This is a genomic window from bacterium (assembly GCA_035419245.1).
In the GTDB taxonomy this organism is placed as follows: Bacteria; Zhuqueibacterota; Zhuqueibacteria; order Residuimicrobiales; family Residuimicrobiaceae; genus JAKPUX01.
On the sequence record DAOLSP010000001.1, the window covers coordinates 39138 to 56940 of the forward strand.

General features: G+C 61.4%; 15 protein-coding genes. 4 read left to right on the forward strand and 11 right to left on the reverse strand.

Translation table 11 applies throughout. From position 1 onward, the window contains the following. Positions 1-4: 4 nt before the first annotated feature. The 6 genes from PLH32_00160 to PLH32_00185 are packed head-to-tail and all read right to left on the reverse strand — an operon-like array spanning position 5 to position 7506. On the reverse strand, positions 5-1483 hold the full coding sequence (locus tag PLH32_00160) for a potassium/proton antiporter (protein HQJ63000.1): 1479 nt from the start codon (positions 1481-1483) through the stop codon (positions 5-7). Further along, positions 1480-2259, reverse strand: a complete 780-nt coding sequence (locus PLH32_00165; GenBank protein ID HQJ63001.1) for a TatD family hydrolase — start codon at positions 2257-2259, stop codon at positions 1480-1482. The genes PLH32_00160 and PLH32_00165 overlap by 4 nt, the downstream gene beginning before the upstream one ends. Further along, positions 2256-4334 carry a methionine--tRNA ligase gene (gene metG, locus PLH32_00170; GenBank protein HQJ63002.1) on the reverse strand — a complete coding sequence of 693 codons (2079 nt, stop codon included), beginning with the start codon at positions 4332-4334 and terminating at the stop codon, positions 2256-2258. The genes PLH32_00165 and metG overlap by 4 nt, the downstream gene beginning before the upstream one ends. A gap of 22 nt (positions 4335-4356) precedes the next feature. Continuing rightward, positions 4357-5175: a stage 0 sporulation family protein gene (locus PLH32_00175; protein ID HQJ63003.1), complete on the reverse strand. Its 819-nt coding sequence runs from the start codon at positions 5173-5175 to the stop codon at positions 4357-4359. After that, on the reverse strand, positions 5172-6266 hold the full coding sequence (gene holB / locus PLH32_00180; GenBank protein HQJ63004.1) for a DNA polymerase III subunit delta': 1095 nt from the start codon (positions 6264-6266) through the stop codon (positions 5172-5174). The genes PLH32_00175 and holB overlap by 4 nt, the downstream gene beginning before the upstream one ends. Before the next feature lie 40 nt (positions 6267-6306). Further along, positions 6307-7506, reverse strand: a complete 1200-nt coding sequence (locus PLH32_00185; GenBank protein HQJ63005.1) for a peptidoglycan DD-metalloendopeptidase family protein — start codon at positions 7504-7506, stop codon at positions 6307-6309. Between the two features lie 216 nt (positions 7507-7722). Here PLH32_00185 and PLH32_00190 point away from each other — a divergent pair, with 216 nt between their 5' ends. From PLH32_00190 to pfp, 4 genes are all read left to right on the forward strand, one after another. Further along, complete coding sequence (locus tag PLH32_00190; GenBank protein HQJ63006.1) at positions 7723-8241, forward strand: cyclic nucleotide-binding domain-containing protein; 519 nt, start codon at positions 7723-7725, stop codon at positions 8239-8241. A gap of 26 nt (positions 8242-8267) precedes the next feature. Beyond that, positions 8268-9248 (forward strand): AI-2E family transporter, encoded by a 981-nt coding sequence (locus tag PLH32_00195; protein HQJ63007.1) that lies wholly within the window; start codon positions 8268-8270, stop codon positions 9246-9248. 78 nt (positions 9249-9326) lie between these two features. Then, positions 9327-10217 (forward strand): prephenate dehydratase, encoded by an 891-nt coding sequence (gene pheA, locus PLH32_00200; GenBank protein ID HQJ63008.1) that lies wholly within the window; start codon positions 9327-9329, stop codon positions 10215-10217. A 66-nt stretch (positions 10218-10283) separates the two neighbouring features. Beyond that, positions 10284-11555, forward strand: a complete 1272-nt coding sequence (pfp, locus tag PLH32_00205) for a diphosphate--fructose-6-phosphate 1-phosphotransferase (GenBank protein HQJ63009.1) — start codon at positions 10284-10286, stop codon at positions 11553-11555. Positions 11556-11622: 67 nt separating this feature from the next. Here pfp and PLH32_00210 read toward each other — a convergent pair whose 3' ends face one another. The 5 genes from PLH32_00210 to ptsP form a co-directional block, all read right to left on the reverse strand. Further along, positions 11623-12873: a hypothetical protein gene (locus PLH32_00210; protein ID HQJ63010.1), complete on the reverse strand. Its 1251-nt coding sequence runs from the start codon at positions 12871-12873 to the stop codon at positions 11623-11625. Next, positions 12870-13388, reverse strand: coding sequence for a hypothetical protein (locus PLH32_00215; GenBank protein ID HQJ63011.1), 519 nt, complete (start codon positions 13386-13388; stop codon positions 12870-12872). Before PLH32_00215 ends, PLH32_00210 begins: the two co-directional genes overlap by 4 nt. Continuing rightward, positions 13385-14644 carry an adenosylhomocysteinase gene (gene ahcY, locus PLH32_00220; GenBank protein ID HQJ63012.1) on the reverse strand — a complete coding sequence of 420 codons (1260 nt, stop codon included), beginning with the start codon at positions 14642-14644 and terminating at the stop codon, positions 13385-13387. The genes PLH32_00215 and ahcY overlap by 4 nt, the downstream gene beginning before the upstream one ends. 101 nt (positions 14645-14745) lie before the next feature. Next, positions 14746-15882 (reverse strand): methionine adenosyltransferase, encoded by a 1137-nt coding sequence (gene metK, locus PLH32_00225; protein ID HQJ63013.1) that lies wholly within the window; start codon positions 15880-15882, stop codon positions 14746-14748. A 107-nt stretch (positions 15883-15989) separates the two neighbouring features. After that, entirely contained in the window at positions 15990-17798 is a 1809-nt protein-coding gene (gene ptsP / locus PLH32_00230; GenBank protein ID HQJ63014.1) for a phosphoenolpyruvate--protein phosphotransferase, read from the reverse strand. Between the last annotated feature and the right edge of the window lie 5 nt (positions 17799-17803).

Below are 17803 nucleotides of genomic sequence, written 5' to 3' on the forward strand. Positions count from 1 at the left end.
CCCGTCACTCCCCCGTCGTGCTCTCTTCCCGGCGTTTCTCCAGAATTTCGCGCGCTACCGACAGATTCTCCGGGCTGGAAAGGATGAGCAGCACATCCCCCTCTTCAAGGACGGTTGATCCCCCCGGCATGATGAATTTCTCATTGCGCGAGATCATCGTGATCAGGCAATCCCTGGGAAAACCCAGCTCAAGGATCTGCCGCCCCGCCGCCTGAGATCCATAGGGCACAAAAAGATCCACCAGCTCTAGGTTCATGGCCTCTGAGTTATCAAAATCGATGGGATAGCGGCGCTGGCGCACCAGCGGGGCATCGACTTTAGCAAGCCGCGCCATCAGGGGGATGGTGGTGCCCTGGAGCAGAACCGAGGAGATGACAATGAAGAAAACCAGATTGAAGATATAATGGTTATGGTCCAGCCCCGCCAGCATGGGAAAGGTGGCCAGGACGATCGGCACCGAGCCGCGCAGTCCCACCCACGATATAAGATGTTTTTCACGGAAACTGAAACGGAAGGGGATCAGACTGCAAAAGACGGCGGCCGGCCGCGCTACCAATATGAGGAACAGGGCGACCAGCAAACCCTGACCGGCTACCGGAATGAGCTGCGAGGGGAAAACCAGCAGCCCCAGGGTGAGGAACATCAGGATCTGCATCAGCCAGGCTATGCCATCCTGAAAGCGGATCAGGCTCTTCTTGTGCGAAAAGCTCTTCTTGCCCAGCACCAGGCCGGTGATATAGACGGCGAGAAAGCCGCTGCCTTTGAGCCAGGCGGTAAGGGCATAGGTCAACAGCACCCAGCCCAGCGCGAGAACCGGATACAGGCCCTCATAGTCCAGCTTGACCCGGTTGATGATGTGGATGAATATCCGGGCCGTGAGATAGCCCAGGACCAGTCCGATAATCATCTGCTCCAGAAAAAGTGGGATCAGGCTCAGCACCGGCCGGGCGGGATTGCGGATGAGCTCGATCAGTCCGACTGTCAAAAAGACCGCCATCGGATCGTTGCTCCCCGACTCGAGCTCGAGCAGGGGGCGGAGCGGCTCCTTGAGGCCGACATTCTTCGAGCGCAGCACCGCAAAAACCGCGGCCGCATCGGTCGAGGAGACGATCGCTCCGATCAACAGGCTCTCCATCCACGAGTGACCGAGCAGATAATGGATGCCGAGGCCGGTTGTCAGGGCTGTCGCCAGAACCCCAAGGGTGGCCAGGGACACCGCCGGCCGGACCACCCGTCGCATGGCGTCGACATCGGTCTCGAGGCCGCCGGCGAAAAGAATATAAGCGAGGGCCACCGTGCCGAGGGCTTGCGCCATGCGCGCATTATCGAAATAGATTCCGCCGGGACCGTCAGAGCCAGCCAGCATACCGATGCCGAGGAAAAGCAGCAGAGTCGGCACGCCGAAGCGCTCCGAGACCTTGCTCAGCAGGACGCTGGCGACCAGAACAGCCGCGGCAATGAGGAGGATCAACTCGCCGCTCATAATAGAGGCAGACCGAATAGGGCTGCGGCATTGGCTGTCGTCCGCTCCGCCACAACCGCGACCGAGCACGCTTTGACCTCGGCGACCTTTTGGGCTACGAGCTGGACATAGGCGGGCTCGTTGCGCTTGCCGCGGTGCGGCACCGGCGCCATAAAAGGACAGTCGGTCTCGACCATCAGCCGCTCCAGCGGCACCGCGTGCATCACCATAGCCGATGTGGAATTCTTGAAGGTGAGATTGCCGGTGAAAGAGATATAAAATCCCATCTCCAGCACCTTCTCGGTCATGTGGGCGTCGCCGGAGAAGCAGTGGAAAACCCCGCGCCATCCGGCCCGGCTGCGTTCGCGCAGGATCGTCAGGATCGCCTCATCCGCATCACGGGTATGGATGATCAGGGGCTTCCCCATCTCCAGCGACCAATCGAGAAAAAGGCGCAAATACTTGCGCTGCATTTCTTCGGGGGAGTAATAGTAATAGAAATCGAGCCCGACTTCGCCGAGGGCGACTGTTTTGGGATGCTGCAGCAGGCTTTCGATCTCCGCAAGATCCTCGCTGCCGGCCTTGGCGACATCATGAGGATGGATGCCCACAGCAGCATAGACCATGGAGTATTTTTCCGCCAAGGCCACGCACTTGCGGCTGGTGGCCAGATCGATGCCGATGGTGATAATTTGCCGCACGCCATTCATTTCGGCGCGCTCGAGCACCTCCTCGCGGTCGGCATCGAACTGATCAAAATCGAGGTGGGCATGGGTGTCGACCAGATAGGGGATCATTTCACCTTCGCACCTGAATCGATCTCCCCCTGCGGCGACAGGATCGCCATCCGTCCCTGGGCGTCCTCGGCGGCGAGAAGCATGCCGTTGGACTCGATGCCGCGGATCACTGCAGGCTGCAGGTTTGCGACGATGATGATGGTACGGCCAACCATCTCTTCCGGGGTGTAATGTTTGGCCACTCCAGCGACGATCTGGCGCGTTTCGCCGCCCACCTCCAACTCGAGGCGGAGCAGCTTGTCCGCCTTTTCTACCTTCTCCGCTTTGACCACCCGGGCCACACGGAGATCCACCTTGGCGAACTCATCATAGGTGATGCGCGGTTCTTCGGCCGCGGCCTCCGCGGGGGCCGCGGTGCCGTCTGCTGCAGCCTTCAGGGCCGCCGAGATCGCGCGCAGCCGCTCCACCTCCGGGCGGATCTGGCTCTCCTCGATCTTGGTGAAGAGGATTTGCTCCTGGCCGAGGAGGTGTCCCGCCACTAGATGGCGGCCGCCGCAGCCGTCCCAAGCCTGGTCATGGACGCTGCCGGCGCCGCCGACCATGGCCCAGACCTTCTCAGCCGAGAAGGGGAGGATGGGCTCCATCAGCACCGCCAGAGTCTGGCAAGCTTGGATGGCGAGGTGAATCGTCGTGGCGCATTTTTCCCGGTTCTCACGCGCCGTACGCCAGGGCTCCTGGTCGTTGAAATACTTGTTGGCCGAGCGGGCGACGTCGATCAGGGTTGCGGCCGCCTTGCGCAGCTCGTAGCGCTCCAGCAGGTCGCCAATTTTTTCCGGCGCCTCCGCCAGAGTCCGCACCATCTGTTCATCCAGCCCGTCGAGCGGGCCGCACTCCGGGACTGCACCGGCAAACTGCTTGCGCGCAAAGGTGAGCGTGCGGTTGATAAAATTGCCAAGAATATCGGCCAGCTCGCTGTTGTTGCGCCCCCGAAAATCCTCCCAAATGAAATCGGAATCCTTGGTCTCTGGGGCGTTGACCGCAAGATAATACCTTAGTGGATCGGCCGGAAACTTGTCGAGATACTCGCCAAGCCAGACCGCATAATTGCGGCTGGTGCTGAGCTTTTCGCCCTGCAGATTGAGAAACTCGTTGGCCGGGATATCCGCCGGCAGGACCAGACCGCCGTGCCCCATCAGCATCGCCGGCCAGATCACGGCATGGAAGACAATGTTGTCCTTACCGATGAAATGGACCAGCTTGGTGTCGGGCTGGAACCAGTACTCCTTCCACGCCTCGGGCCGGCCGTTTTTCTCCGCCCACTCCTTGGTGGCCGAAATGTAACCGATGGGGGCTTCGAACCAGACATAGATCACCTTGTCCTCGTAGCCGGCGACCGGCACCTTGATGCCCCAGCTCAGGTCGCGGGTCACCGCGCGTTCGCCCAGCCCTTCATTAAACCAGCCGCGAACATAATTGAGTACGTTCTCCTTCCACTCCTTTTTCCCCGCTAACCACTCCTCAAGCAGGGGCTGGAATTCATTGAGTTTTAGGAAGAGATGTCGGGTCTGGCGTAGTACCGGGGTGCTGCCGCATACCTTGCAGTAGGGGTTGATCAGCTCGGTCTGCTCGAGCGAGCTGCCGCACGCCTCGCATTGATCCCCGCGCGCCCCGGGACGATGGCAGCGCGGACACTCACCTTCGACGAAACGGTCGGCGAGAAAGCGGGCGCACTTTTCGCAATAGAACTGCTCGATCGCCCGCTCGACGAGATAGCCCTTATCATAAATGACCTGGAAGAATTCGGACGCGGTCTTGTGCTGCATCGGCGCGGAAGTGCGCGAAAAGTGATCAAAGCTCATGCCGAATCGGGTAAAGGTGTCGAAATGATCGGCCCAGTATTTATCGACGATCGCCTGCGGCGTCACCCCCGCCTTTTCGGCGGCGATGGCAATGGGCACGCCGTGCTCATCGGTCCCGCAGATAAAGACCACATCGCGTTTCTTGAGGCGCTGGTAGCGCACATAGACATCCGCGGGGAGATAAGCCCCAGCGAGATGGCCGAGATGGATCGGCCCGTTGGCGTAGGGCAGGGCGCTGGTGACCAGAAGGCGCTTGAAGGATTCAGGCGTACTCATGGGTAGTCTTCTCTTTTCCGTGCTATTCCGCCTCCGGGGCGGAGATCAGGGTGAACTGTTCCATCTCCGCCAGCTCGAAGGTCTCTTGTTTTTCCGGCGAAAAGGATAGGGTGATGCGCTCATTAAAAACATCGACGTGAACGACGCGCCCCTCTCCGAGAGGGGTCTGGAACCGGGAATCGATCCGTGGTAGTTTCGACATCTGGCGGCGGTAAAAATCGCGTTCGTACATCAGGCAGCAGAGCAGCCGGCCGCAAAGTCCGGAAAGCTTTTGCGGATTCAGGGGCAGGTTCTGCTCCTTGGCGCACTGGGTGGTGATCGGTTCGAACTCCTTGAGGAAAGTCGTGCAGCACAACTTGCGGCCGCAGGTGCCATACCCTCCGACTCGCTTGGCCTCGTCGCGTACTCCGATCTGGCGCAGCTCGATACGCACCTTGAAGACATTGGCGAGATACTTCACCAGTTCGCGAAAATCGACCCGTTTTTCTGCCGTAAAATAAAAGGTCACCTTATTGCCGTCAAACTGGTATTCGACGTCCACCAGCTTCATTTCGAGGCCGGTCTCGGCGATCCGCTTGCGGCAGATCTGATAGGCTTCAAACTCCCGGCTGCGGTTCTGGTGGTAAATATCGAGATCGCGCGGGGTGGGCTTGCGCAGGATATTGCGCAGCACAGCATCCCCTTTTTTACGCTCGAGCACCGAACCGAGCTGGTTCACCACGCCCAGATCCTCACCCTTCTCCGCTTCGACAATCGCATAATCACCCGGTCGGAAGGGGAATTCCTGGGGATTGGCGTAGATATCCTTGCGCTCCCCCTTGAAAACAATTTCAACCATCATACTGTTCGGCCTTTGAGAATTAAATTTTGATTCAGCCGCGTCAGCAGCACCATCAGGATAAGGGTGGGATGCACATTGCGGTCGACCATTTCAATGGACTTTTCCAGCTCCGCAAAGATTATGTCGAACCGGATCTCGCTGAAAGCCTTGACAAAATTGGCCATCACCTCCAGCTGGTCGATATTGACCAGTTGGTCCTGCGCCGCCGCCTCGGGATTGGCGGAAAGCACCAGGGCGTCGCGGAACCAGACCAGCATCAGACTGTAAAACTCACGCTGTTCGCGCTTGTCGAGTTCGTCGAGCACCTCCTCGGCCCATTCCATGCGGGTCCCGTCGTCCTTGAGGCAAATGCGCAGGGCTTCGATGACCAGATTGCGGCGCTCCTGGAGATTCTCCTCGAGGAGCTCCTGGGCATAGCGGAAGTTGCCCTGGGCGATGCGCGCCGCCAACTGCGCCTGCTGCTCCGTCGTCCCCTTGCGCGCCACCAGGGCAGCAGCGACCTCGGCATTGGTCAGCAGGGTAAAGTCGATCCGCTGACAGCGCGACAGGATAGTCGGCAGCAGCCCGGCATCGCGTGAGGTGGTCAGGATCATTTGCATCTCGGCCGGGGGCTCCTCGAGGAGCTTGAGGAGGGCGTTGCTGGCCTCCGGCGTCATCCGATCGGCCTCGGCGATGATCACGACGCGGCGCCCCTCGAGGGGCTTGAGACTGGTGACGCGCCGCAGCTCGCGGATGCGCTCGATGCCGATGGTCGGAGCCGCCCAGGGCAGCTCGCGCTGGTAGGGATCGCGGATGAGGCTGTCGAGCACCCGGCGCTCCTCCTCGACGCTCGCCGTCTTGGGCATGGGAAAGAGGTAGAGAAAATCGGGGTGCCCGAAACGGCTGGCGCGCCGGCAGGCACTGCAGAGATCACAGGGCTTCTCGCCACCGCCGCTGCATAGCAGCGCTTTGGCCATCTCGATGGCCAGGGCCTCCTTGCCTACGCCGGCGGGACCGGCAAAAAGATAGGCATGCGGGATCCGGCCGGTTTGCAGCGCCCGCGCCAGGATCTCCTTCGGCCGGTTCTGGCCGATGATCTGTGCGAAACTCATGAATCTCTTTCAGGCCTCAAGAGGGGAACACAGCCGCATCTCATCCCAGCCATTCCTCGGGGTCCAGATTGCGGGTGTTTTTCCAGATTTGAAAATGAAGGACCGAACCGTTAAACGAACCCGATTCGCCGACGGTGCCAATCGCCTGGCCCTGACGAACCGGATCATCCTGGCTGACGCGGATCTCCTCCAAATGCGTATAGACGGTATAAAAACCGTCGCCGTGACTGATGATGACGATGTTGCCACTGCCGCGCTGCCAGGTGATCGTCTGGATCCGGCCATCGCCGACCGCCACCACCGTGCCGCCCTCCCGGGCCTTGATGTCGATGCCGAGATTCTCGGTGATGGTGTTGAGCTCGGGATGGCGCTGCCGGCCGAACCGGCTGACCACTGCGCCGCGCACGGGCCAGGTTAACCGGCCCTTCATCCCGGCGAAACGGCCGCTGTACACGACCGGAGCGGTCACGGTCGCTGACGGCTGCTGCGGCTTGCGTGCACTGGCGCTCAGGCGCGCCTGCTCGGCTTTAGTAATGAGCGCAAGAATCTGCTTCTCGGAAGCTCGGCTGTCGCGGAGACGCTGCTCCAAAATCTTTTTATCCTTGCGCACCGTAAGCAGATAGGCCGATCGCTTCTCACGGCTGCGGCGCAAGGCCTGCTCCTCCGCCGTCCGCTCGTTCAGCACCTTCGCCTTATCCGCCCTCTCCTGACGCAGATAGATCGCTTCCTTTTCCAGCTGCTGTTGCCGGAGTGCCAGAGACTGCAGGTTGCGGCGGTCAGCATCGGCAATCATCTTCTGGTAACGCATCCACACTTGGGCCTGCTGCAGCGAACGGATGCTGAGCAGTAGATCGATCTCCTGGGCCCGGCCATGCTTGTAAAAGGAGACCAGCCGTTTTTTCACGAAGGAGGCGAGTGTATCCTTTTCAGCAGCCAGGAGGCGGACGCGCTGGCTGCGCACCTCTACCTGCTGCGCCAGCCGCTCGACATCACCGTTGAGCTCTTTCAGGTAGGCGTGCGAGATGTCGATCTCCCGGTCCAGCTTGGCCAGATAGTCCGTGGCAGCCTTCTCGTCGCGCTTGCGCTGGCTGAGTGCTGATTCCTGCCGCTTGATCTCCTCCCGGATGTTCTGCAGCTCCATCTTTTGCCGCGCCGCCTCCTTGGGGATCTCGGCGGCTGCAGCTGGGGCCAGCAGGGCCGGCAGGAGGATAACGGCGAGGGCTGTGCACGCTCGTCTCATCCCATCCCTTCAGCAGATCTCTATACTTGTTAGAAAATAATACTCTACGCAGACAAATGCAACAGAAAAGCACGGGAAGCCAGAACGGGGAGGGTGAAAACGGGGCGGATGGGTACCAGGGCGCAAGGCTGGAGGCTGGGGTCTGCCGTCGTCCGCAGGGCAGGGACGACTGCAAAGGCCTTGATTTATACCCGCCCGAATGCTATATTTATCCTTATGAAAACCACCCGCCCATCCCCACCCTCCAGCACCGGCCAATCCTGCACCCTCGAGGAACTGCGCCCCCTCCGCGCCTTTGCCCGGCTGCTGCCGGCCGCACTCAAGCGTATCCAGCCCTGGCTTCATGTGCGCACCTATGAACCCGGGGAATCCCTCTACGAGCAGGGCGAGCCGGCCCTGATCCTCTTCTTTCTCCTCACCGGCTCTCTCGCCCTGGAGATCGAGGAGAAAGCCGGCCATGCCGAGCGGATCAAGATCGTCTTGCGCGGCGAAGCGTGTGGCACCGCCGCCCTCGTGGGTGAAGCCTTTTATGGCGAGAGCTGCCGCGCCCTCGAGGCCAGCCGCGTGGTGGTATTGCCCCAATTTGGCTTCGAACAGCTGCTGGCGGTTCAGCCGGCCCTTGCCTGCGCTTTGCTGCAGGGAGCGCTCGAGGAGACATTGGAGGACTGGCGTAAGGCCCAAAGGAATTACGGCAACCTGACCGACCATCTTACCCGCGCCAACATCATCGTTTAATCCGGAGCGATCTGCCGGGAGCAGCCATGTCCTTTGCGATACACCTCACTTCTGATAAGCTTCGTCAATACGGGACCACCGCGGTCCTTGCGGCTGCCCTCCTCCTGGTGCTTTGGCTTGCCCATCGCCTCTCCCCCGCTCTTTTGCGTTTGATCCTCCTGACTCTCTTTCTGATGTGTGCCATCCCGGCCTTGCCCCGGCCCCGCCTGCTGCACCGTGCGCGGGGTGTGGTGCCGCTCTTGACCCTCGCCGCCCTTTATGTGGTGCTCGATCTCGGGATTGCCGGATCCATCGGAACATCACGGCCGGCCGCGTCGGCCTCCTCCCTGCACGGCGACGCCGGGCTGCTCCAGCGCCAGCTCGACGTGGGCCGGATCGAGCTGCTGGAATTTCTCCACGGGGCCGGTCAGCTCCTTTGGCCCGCGCCCGGGACCGTGCTGCTCGGACTCCTGCTCGCCGGTCTCCTGGCAGCCCTTTGGCCGAAGCTGGCAACTCTGCTGCTGCGCCGTGCGGGCAACAGCACGCTGAACCGGCGCGCCTGGCAGCTGCGGGAACTGCCGCGGCGTTTCGGCGCCTGGGTCCGCTGCGAAACCCTGCACGCCCTGCTGCTGGGAGTGATCTGGGGCTGCGGCACCTGGCTGCTCGGCTACTCCCATCCCGTCGCCGCAGCGCTGCTGATGAGTTTTGCCAGCCCGACGCCCTTCTGGGGCCCCCTGCTCGCTGCGGGGCTGAGTCTCTTTTTCGCCGCGGGGGTGCGGCAGCTGCTTCTCCAGGCCGGCGGAGCGGTCATCGTCTTCGCCGTGGCCTGGCTCGCCAGCCATCTCCTCCTCGCTTCCCGTCTCGATGCTTCCCGCCCGCGCCTACCCAGGGGCGCCCTGCTCCTCTGCGCCCTTGGCGGCTACGCCCTTGCCGGGATCGGTGGATTTTTCTTCGCCGCCCCTCTGCTCACCACCACCCTCCACCTCCGGGACGCCCTTCGGCCCCCGGACTCCGCGGTCCGCTCCTGACTACATACGACAATTAGCTTGATTATTTGGCCTTTTTTTAATAAATTTTTAGTTAATATTTATTATGGACAGCCTGTCATGGCATCAAATCCTTTAGCAAAACCCCCCTCCATCGCCTTTCAGGGCGAACACGATGCCTACAGTGAACTGGCCGCCCTCAAGTTCTTTGGCGACGACGCCTGCTGCATCCCCTGCGCCGATTTTGAGCAGGTTTTCGCCGCAGTGATCTCCGGCACCACCCGTTTCGGGATCCTTCCGGTCGAAAATTCCTCCACAGGCAGCATCCACGTCAATTACGACTTGCTTCTTCAGCATCAGGTCGCAATCACCGGTGAGGTCTATTACCCCATCGACCACCAGCTGATCGCCCATCCCGGCGTCAAACTGCAGGAAATCCGGACGATCTATTCGCATCCCCAGGCCCTCGAGCAGTGCCGCCATTTCATCGCCTCCCTCGCGGGGGTGCGCGCCCTGCCCGCCTTCGATACCGCCGGCAGCGTCCGGATGATCCTCGAAGACAAGCTGCACGACTGCGCGGCCATCGCCAGCCGCCGCGCGGCCCGCGTCACCGGCATGCAGATCCTGAGCGAGAACATCCAGGATATCGCGGAGAACATCACCCGTTTCCTCATCATCAGCCGCGATCCGGAACCGCAGCCCGGCGCCAACAAGACCTCGATCGTTTTCGCCATGAAAAACCTGCCCGGGGCGCTGTATAAAAGCCTCAGTGCGTTTGCGCTGCGCGACATCGACCTTCTCAAGATCGAATCGCGCCCCTGGCGCGGCCGGCCGTTCGAATATATCTTTTATCTTGACTTCCGCGGCACGCTGGAAGAGCAGTCCTGCCGCAACGCTCTGCGCCATCTTGAGGAGATGACTAGTTTTTTAAAGATTCTGGGTTCCTACGCCGAAGGCGATGGTCTCGATCCGGCCGCCCGGCGCGGGGAAACCGCAGCGACGGCATGCTGAACCCGTCCATTCGCGACCAACCATACCAAGAACAGGAGTACGACTATGTCTGCAGCAAAAACGGAAATCCAGGGCAATATCGGCATTCTCGTCGGCGGCGGCCCCGCTCCCGGGCTCAACGGCGTCATTGCCGCGGTCACTATCGAAGCCCGGCGCCACAATCTCAATGTCTATGGCATTATGGACGGCTATAAATGGCTGGTCAAGGGCGACGAAACCGAATTCAGGGAGCACGTAAAAGAGCTGCGCATCAGCGACGTCTCGCGCATTCACTACGACGGCGGCTCGATTCTGCGCACCTCGCGCACCAATCCCGCCAAGAGCCCCAACGGCATCGAGAACTCGGTCAAGCTGCTTAAAAAACTCGGCATCACCTATATGGTAACCATCGGCGGCGATGACACCGCATACGGCGCCATGGAAATCGCCCGCGCCGCCGGCGGCCAGATCAAGTTCGCCCACGTCCCCAAGACCATCGACAACGATCTGCCCCTGCCCAACAACTTGCCGACCTTCGGCTACCAGACCGCCCGCGACCTCGGCGCCACTCTGGTCAAGAATCTGATGGAAGACGCCCGCACCATGGACCGCTGGTACATCACCGTCGCCATGGGCCGCCACGCCGGCCATCTCGCCCTCGGCATCGCCAAATCGGCCGGCGCCACCATCGCCATCATCGCCGAAGAGTTCGAGACGCCAGGCTTTGTCCCCCTCGACCACATCTGCGATATCGTCGAGACCGCCGTGATCAAGCGCCGCGCCATGGGCAGCCGTCACGGCGTCATCGTCATCGCCGAGGGCGTTGCCGAACGCCTCAGCCCCGAAGAGCTGAAACAGATCCCCGGCGTCATCGTCGAATACGACGCCTTCGGCAACATCCTCCACTCCGAGATCGAGCTGGGCAAAATCATCAAGCTCAAGGTCGAAAGCCGCTTCGCCGCCCGCGGCGACAAGATGTCCATGGTCGAGATCAATATCGGGTATGTCCTGCGCTGCGCCGATCCCATCCCCTTCGACCAGGAGTACACCCGCGATTTGGGCTTCCAGGCGGTGCGCTATCTGCTCAACGACGGCAACAGCTACAAGGGCAATGCGATGATCTCGGTCGACAACGGCAAGCTCCATCCCATCCCCTTTGACGAGATCATCGACAAGGCGACCCAAAAGACGGCAGTCCGCTACGTCGATATCCATAGCGATTCCTACCGCGTCGCCCGGAGCTACATGGTCCGCCTCGAAAAACGCGACCTCGAGGACAAGGAGTTCCTTGCCAAGCTCGCTGCGGCCGCGCGCATGACGCCGAAGCAGTTCATCGAGCGCTTCGCCTACCTCATCTAATAACCCCTGCCGCATAGCCATAAAAAAGCCGCTTCAATCGAAGCGGCTTTTTTGTTTTCCAGGAGCGCTAGAGGCCGATAGTGAGGCTGGTGGCGAAGCCGCCGCCGCGCACGGCGGCAGGATTGAGACTGCCCACCCCCTGCCAGGCCAGATCCCAGCGCAAGCTGCCGACCAGCAGGCCGAGCCCGAAGGCGCTGCTCCAGCCGCTCGCCGCCGCATGACCGGCGCCGGTGCGCAGACGCAGGAACCGCCAGGGCGCATACTCACCGCCCAGGGCCAGCTCGGAACCGCCCAACACGGCCGCCTCCTCCTGCCCGCCACGCCATTCCGCGCTGACGAGCCAGCGCTTGCGCAAATAGCTTGCCGTGAGATGCCAGCGCCGCGGCAGGCGCGTCGAAAAGGCCGGAATGGCAAGGGTGGTATCGCTGTGCACCGCCACATCCTCCAGATCGAGACCCTCCTCGAGGATGCGGTCGATGTTGGTATCGTACAGGGAAAAGCCGGCCAGCAGCCGTTCACACGTCCTGTTCCAGCGCAGTTCAGTGAGGAGGTTTTCCGCATAAAGTGCGAAACGGAGACGGGGCGTAATCACCGCGGTCATGCCGAGATCGAGGCCCCATCCCTGACCGCCGCGGGCCGTGCGTAGCCGCGCCTGGCCGTCGGCCGCAGCGCTGGTCGCGCCAGTCCGCGCCCGTGCGCGCATGGACTCCACCTCGCCATACCAGGAGCCGAGAAAATAATGGGCATTGAGACCGAAAGAGAGGCTCTGAGTGCCGCGCAGGGTGATAGGGGGGGAATAGCCGTAAGAGAGGGTGAGATCGCTGAGCAGCATGGCCCGCCCGGCTGCGGGGATGAAATCGTAGGCGCGGTCCAGTTCGTTGCCGCGGAGCAGCAAATCGAAAAGCTCTTCGGCGAGATGAAAGCGGCCAAGGCCGCGGCTCTGCAGTGACAGCGCCGCCGGGCCGACGGCGATGCTGATCGGCCGGGCTGTCACGCCGGCGCGGCCGATCACGCCCCGGCCGGCGACCGCAGCAAGGAGCTCCCGTTTGGCCACGTCATCCAGATACGCACCATTATAGCGGTGGTAGCTTTCCAGGCCGAAGGCATTGTCATCGGCCCAGACGCTCACGCCCAGCAGGGCCAGACTCGTCCGGCCGCCCGTGCTGAAGGCCAGATTCGCCGGATTGTGGAAGGGCGCTTCGGCTCCGGTGGCGAGTGTGGCATAGGCTCCATGCAGACCCGCACTGCGCCCCTGGCCGAAAGCGGCGGCCGCACCCATCCAGAACCACACCACCCGCCAGCCGCTGCATCGCTTCATTTCACATCCGTCTCCACCATCGTCACCACCTGGTCCACCGCCTTGTGCTGATAGATCGTCCGCGCCGCAGGCAGTTCGCCCTGGATACGGCCAAAGTCCGGCTGGTGACTATCCCGGTGCCAGGCCCGCAGGTAGGCCAGCCAGCGGCAGCCATCCAAAAAAGCAGCGCGCTCCGCATTTTGCTGGACCGCCGGCCGGTTCTCCGGGTTCTCGGGAATCCGGCCGAAACCGACGGCGCGCAGCGTCCCTTTTTCAGCGTCCAGCGCCAAAGCTAGGAGCCGCTCGCGCAGCTCGACGGCCGCCGGCGCCTCGCGGATCTGCTCTTGCAGGCTGAGCAGATCGCCGGCCAGCCGAGCCAACTGGGCTTCGCTCTCCGCAACGCTCTGCTTTTCGACCTGTTTGATCGCCTGCTCCGCTTTTTCATTCCTGCAGCCGCCCATTGCGATCAGGATGGCGAGGCAAAAAACAAAGCCGGGGTGTTTCCATCCCGGCCTGCTTGGTGTTTTAAAATTCATGTGCCCATTTCCCAGGATGCCAGATACTTTTTTTGTTCGTCTGTGAGTTCATCCATTTCGATGTTCATGCTCTTCAACTTGAGACGGGCTACCCAGTCTTCGATTTCATCGGGCACCTCATAGACCTGCACCTTGAGAGTGCCGGCGTTTTTAACCACCCATTCGGTGGCCAGGGCCTGAGTCGCAAAACTCATGTCCATCACCGAGGCGGGATGACCTTCCGCGGCAGCGAGATTGATCAGCCGGCCGTCGGCGAGCAGCCGCACCCGGTTTCCCGAGGGCAGGGTGTACTCGTCGACAAAGTTGCGCACGCCGGGACGGCTCGCGACCGCCATCTCCTTGAGGGCCGGGATGTCGATCTCGACGTTGAAGTGGCCGGAGTTGGCCATGATTGCGCCGTCCTTCATCACCGCAAAATGCTCGGCGCGCAGAACGTGGATGTCGCCGGTCAGGGTGCAAAAGAGATCGCCGATGCGCGCGGCCTCGGCCATCGGCATCACCCGGTACCCGTCCATCGCCGCCTCCAGCGCCCGAATCGGATCCACCTCGGTGATGATGACGTTGGCGCCCATCCCCTTGCAGCGCATCGCAAAGCCCTTGCCGCACCAGCCGTAGCCCGAGACCACGACATTCTTGCCCGCCAGCAGGATATCCGTGGCGCGAATGATGCCGTCGACGGTCGACTGGCCGGTGCCGTAGCGGTTGTCAAAGAGGTTCTTGGTGGTGGCGTCGTTGACCGCGATGACCGGGAACTTGAGGGCCCCATCCTTGGCCATGGCGCGCAGCCGGATGACCCCGGTGGTGGTCTCTTCCATAGAGCCGATCACCGACTGGACTACCTCAGGATAGTCAAAATGGATGTTGGAAACCAAGTCGGCGCCGTCGTCCATGGTGATGACCGGGTGGTGCTCGATGGCCGCGCGGATGTGCGCATAATAGACTTTTTCATCCTCGCCCTTGATCGCATAGACGGCAATCCCGTACTCGTGCACCAGAGCGGCGGCGACATCGTCCTGGGTCGAGAGGGGATTGGAGGCGCAGAGCACCAGATCCGCGCCGCCGGCCTTGAGCGTGCGCATCAGATTGGCGGTTTCGGCGGTGACGTGCAGACAGGCCGAAAGCTTCTTGCCCGCGAGCGGCTTTTCCTTCTCAAACCGTTCCCGCACCTGCCGGAGTACCGGCATGTCGTGATCCGCCCACTCGATGCGCTTCTTCCCGCCTGCGGCGAGCGTCTTGTCCTTGATATCGTATTTCACACTGCCTCCGGTTTGCTGGTCTATGAGACGAAAAGCCCATCGGCCCCACAGCGGTGCCGATGGGCTGCTGATTCAGGATTTTCAGGCCCGCCGGCGCGGCATCAACCGCGCGCCAGAACCTCAGCCTTGTCGGTGCGCTCCCATGGGAAATCCTGGTCGTCGCGGCCGAAATGGCCGTAGGAGGCGGTCGCTTTGTAGATCGGACGGCGCAGATCGAGCATCTCGATAATGCCCCGCGGCGTCAGGTTGAAATTCTTGCGGATCAGTTTGACAATCTCCTCGTCCGGGATGCTGCCGGTGCCGAAGGTGTCCGCCATCACCGATACCGGCTCCGCCACGCCAATGGCATAGGCGAGCTGGATCTCGCACTTTTTCGCCAGCCCGGCGGCGACCACATTCTTGGCAATGTAACGCGCGGCATAGGAGGCGGAACGGTCCACCTTGGTGGGATCCTTGCCCGAAAAGGCGCCGCCGCCGTGACGGGCATAGCCGCCGTAGGTGTCAACGATAATCTTGCGGCCGGTGAGCCCGGTATCGCCCTGCGGCCCGCCGATGACAAACCTCCCGGTGGGATTGACATGGAAAATAACGCCGTGCCCGGGGATCATCTCCTTGGGCAGGATAGGCTCGATCACCTTCTCGATGACCTCCTGTCGGATCTGCTGCTGACTCACATCCGGGTCGTGTTGACTGGAGATGACCACCGTCTCGACATAGGCCGGCTTGCCATCGATATAATTGACCGTAACCTGGCTCTTGCCATCTGGCCGCAGATAAGGCAGCACCCCCTGTTTGCGCACCTGCGCCAGACGGCGGGTGAGCTTGTGCGCCAGAACGATGGGCAGGGGCATCAGCTCCGGCGTCTCGTCGATGGCAAAGCCGAACATCATGCCCTGATCGCCGGCGCCTTCGCGATCGACACCCATGGCAATGTCGGCCGACTGCTGGTCAATGGTGGTGATGACGGCACAGGTCTTGTAATCGAAACCGAATTCAGCGTTGGTATAGCCGATCTCCCGGATTGTCTCCCGCGCGACGGAGGGAATATCGACATAGGTGTCCGTAGTGATTTCGCCGCCGACCAGGCAGAGACCGGTGGTCACATAGGTCTCGCAAGCCACACGCCCCTTGGGATCATCCTTGAATACCGCATCCAGAACCGCATCGGATATCTGATCGGCCACCTTGTCTGGATGGCCCTCGGTTACTGACTCTGATGTGAAGAGAACTTCCGACATGAACGCAATCTCCTTTAGGTGTAAGGTTATTCAATAAGAAATGCCAATCTGCACAAAGTGTATGCTAACATACCGTCAAAATGAATACAGTGCGGAGAGAAAACCAGTTAGCCGCGTTCGCTCCGGATCAGGGCGTGGCTGGGGCCGGCGATGATCAGGTCGCGGAACTTGCGCCGGAAAACGCTGCGCAGGTACTGTTCCACCTCATCCGCAGTGTCATAGCTCAACATCCGGTCCGCCAGGTTCTCGCACTCATCAAAATGGACCCGGCGGATAATCTCCTTAACCACCAGCAGCGAGACCGGACTGACACTGAATTCATCCAGTCCCAGACCGAGGAGGGCCATCGTGGCCAGGGGATCGCTCGCCATCTCCCCGCACATGCCGACCCAAACCCCCTCTTCATGGCCGTGACGAATGGTGTCGCGGATCAGACGCAGCACCGACGGACTGAAGGCCCGGTACATACTATCCACATAGCGGTTGCTACGGTCGACCGCGAGGGTGTACTGGACCAGATCGTTGGTGCCGATACTGAGAAAATCGCACTCCCGCGCGATCAGATCAGCCGAAACCGCCGCTGAGGGCACCTCGATCATCGCACCAAAGGGGATCTCTTCGTCGAAGGGGATGGCGGCAGCGCGCAGTTCATCCTTGACCGACTCGAAGACCCGCCGGCAAAAGCGCATCTCCGAGACACAGGAGATCATCGGGATGAGGATGCGGACCTTGCCGCGCACACTGGCACGCAGGATCGCCCGCAGCTGCCGGCGGAAGACCTCCTCGTTCGCCCGGTAGAGGCGGACACCTCGGAAGCCGAGAAAGGGATTGGCCTCATGATGGACATGAAAATGTCTTTGCGCCTTGTCACCGCCCAGATCGAAGGTGCGGAAGATGATCGGCTGCCGGTGGAGGGCATCGAGGATCCTGACGTACTCGTTGTACTGGTCCTCCTCGCTCGGCAGCTCGTCGCGCATCATGAACAGATACTCGGTACGGTAGAGCCCGATCCCCATGGCGCCATCCGCAAGCGCCGGCTTGACCTCTTCAAAAAACTCGATGTTGGCCGCCAGTTCGATGTCTTTGCCGTCCTTGGTGCGGGCAGGCAGGCCGCTGCTGCGCTCCAGCTTCTTCGACAGCGCCTGATAGAGGGCCAGCGACCTTTCATACTTTTCGCGCGTCTCCGGATTAGGATGGATGATCAGCTGCCCCGAATTGCCATCCAGGATGACCGGATCACCGGTGGTCAGCCGATGACAAACCGGCCCGAGGCCGACCACGGAGGGCACCTTGAGCGAGCGCGCCAGGATGGCGGCGTGCGAGGTGCGGCTGCCCAGTTCGGTCGCGAATCCGAGGACATACTCACGGCGCAAATGAATCGTCTCGGAGGGCAGGAGATCAGCGGAAAATACGACCGCCGGCCCCGGCAGCCCGTCGCCCGGGCTTTTAGCCGAACCCTGGAGATGCCGAATTACCCGCCGTTTGACGTCCTGCACATCCGTGATCCGCGCCCGCATGTACTCATCCTTGAAATGAGCAAAGGTCTGCTCGTATTTCTCGAGCACCTGCAGAAAGACCCAGTCCGCATTGAGACGCTCGGTGCGGATGCGGCGCAGCGATTCGCCGTTGATTTCCGGATCATCCAGCATCAGCTTGTGGACCTCGAAGATCTCGGCGCTGCGCTCGCCGAGCATCTGCTGCGTCTGTTCGCCAAGCAGGGTCAGTTCGACCTTGGCCTTGCTGATCGCGTCGTTGAGTTTCTGGATTTCGTTCTCGATCTCCGATTCCGCGATTTCACGCGGCCGGACATCCTGGAGGCCGCTGCCGAAGACGAAGGCGGGACCGATGGCGATCCCTTGCGAAACCGCTACACCCTGGATACGAGTCTCCCCTGCTGCTGCCTGATCAGCATTCATACGCA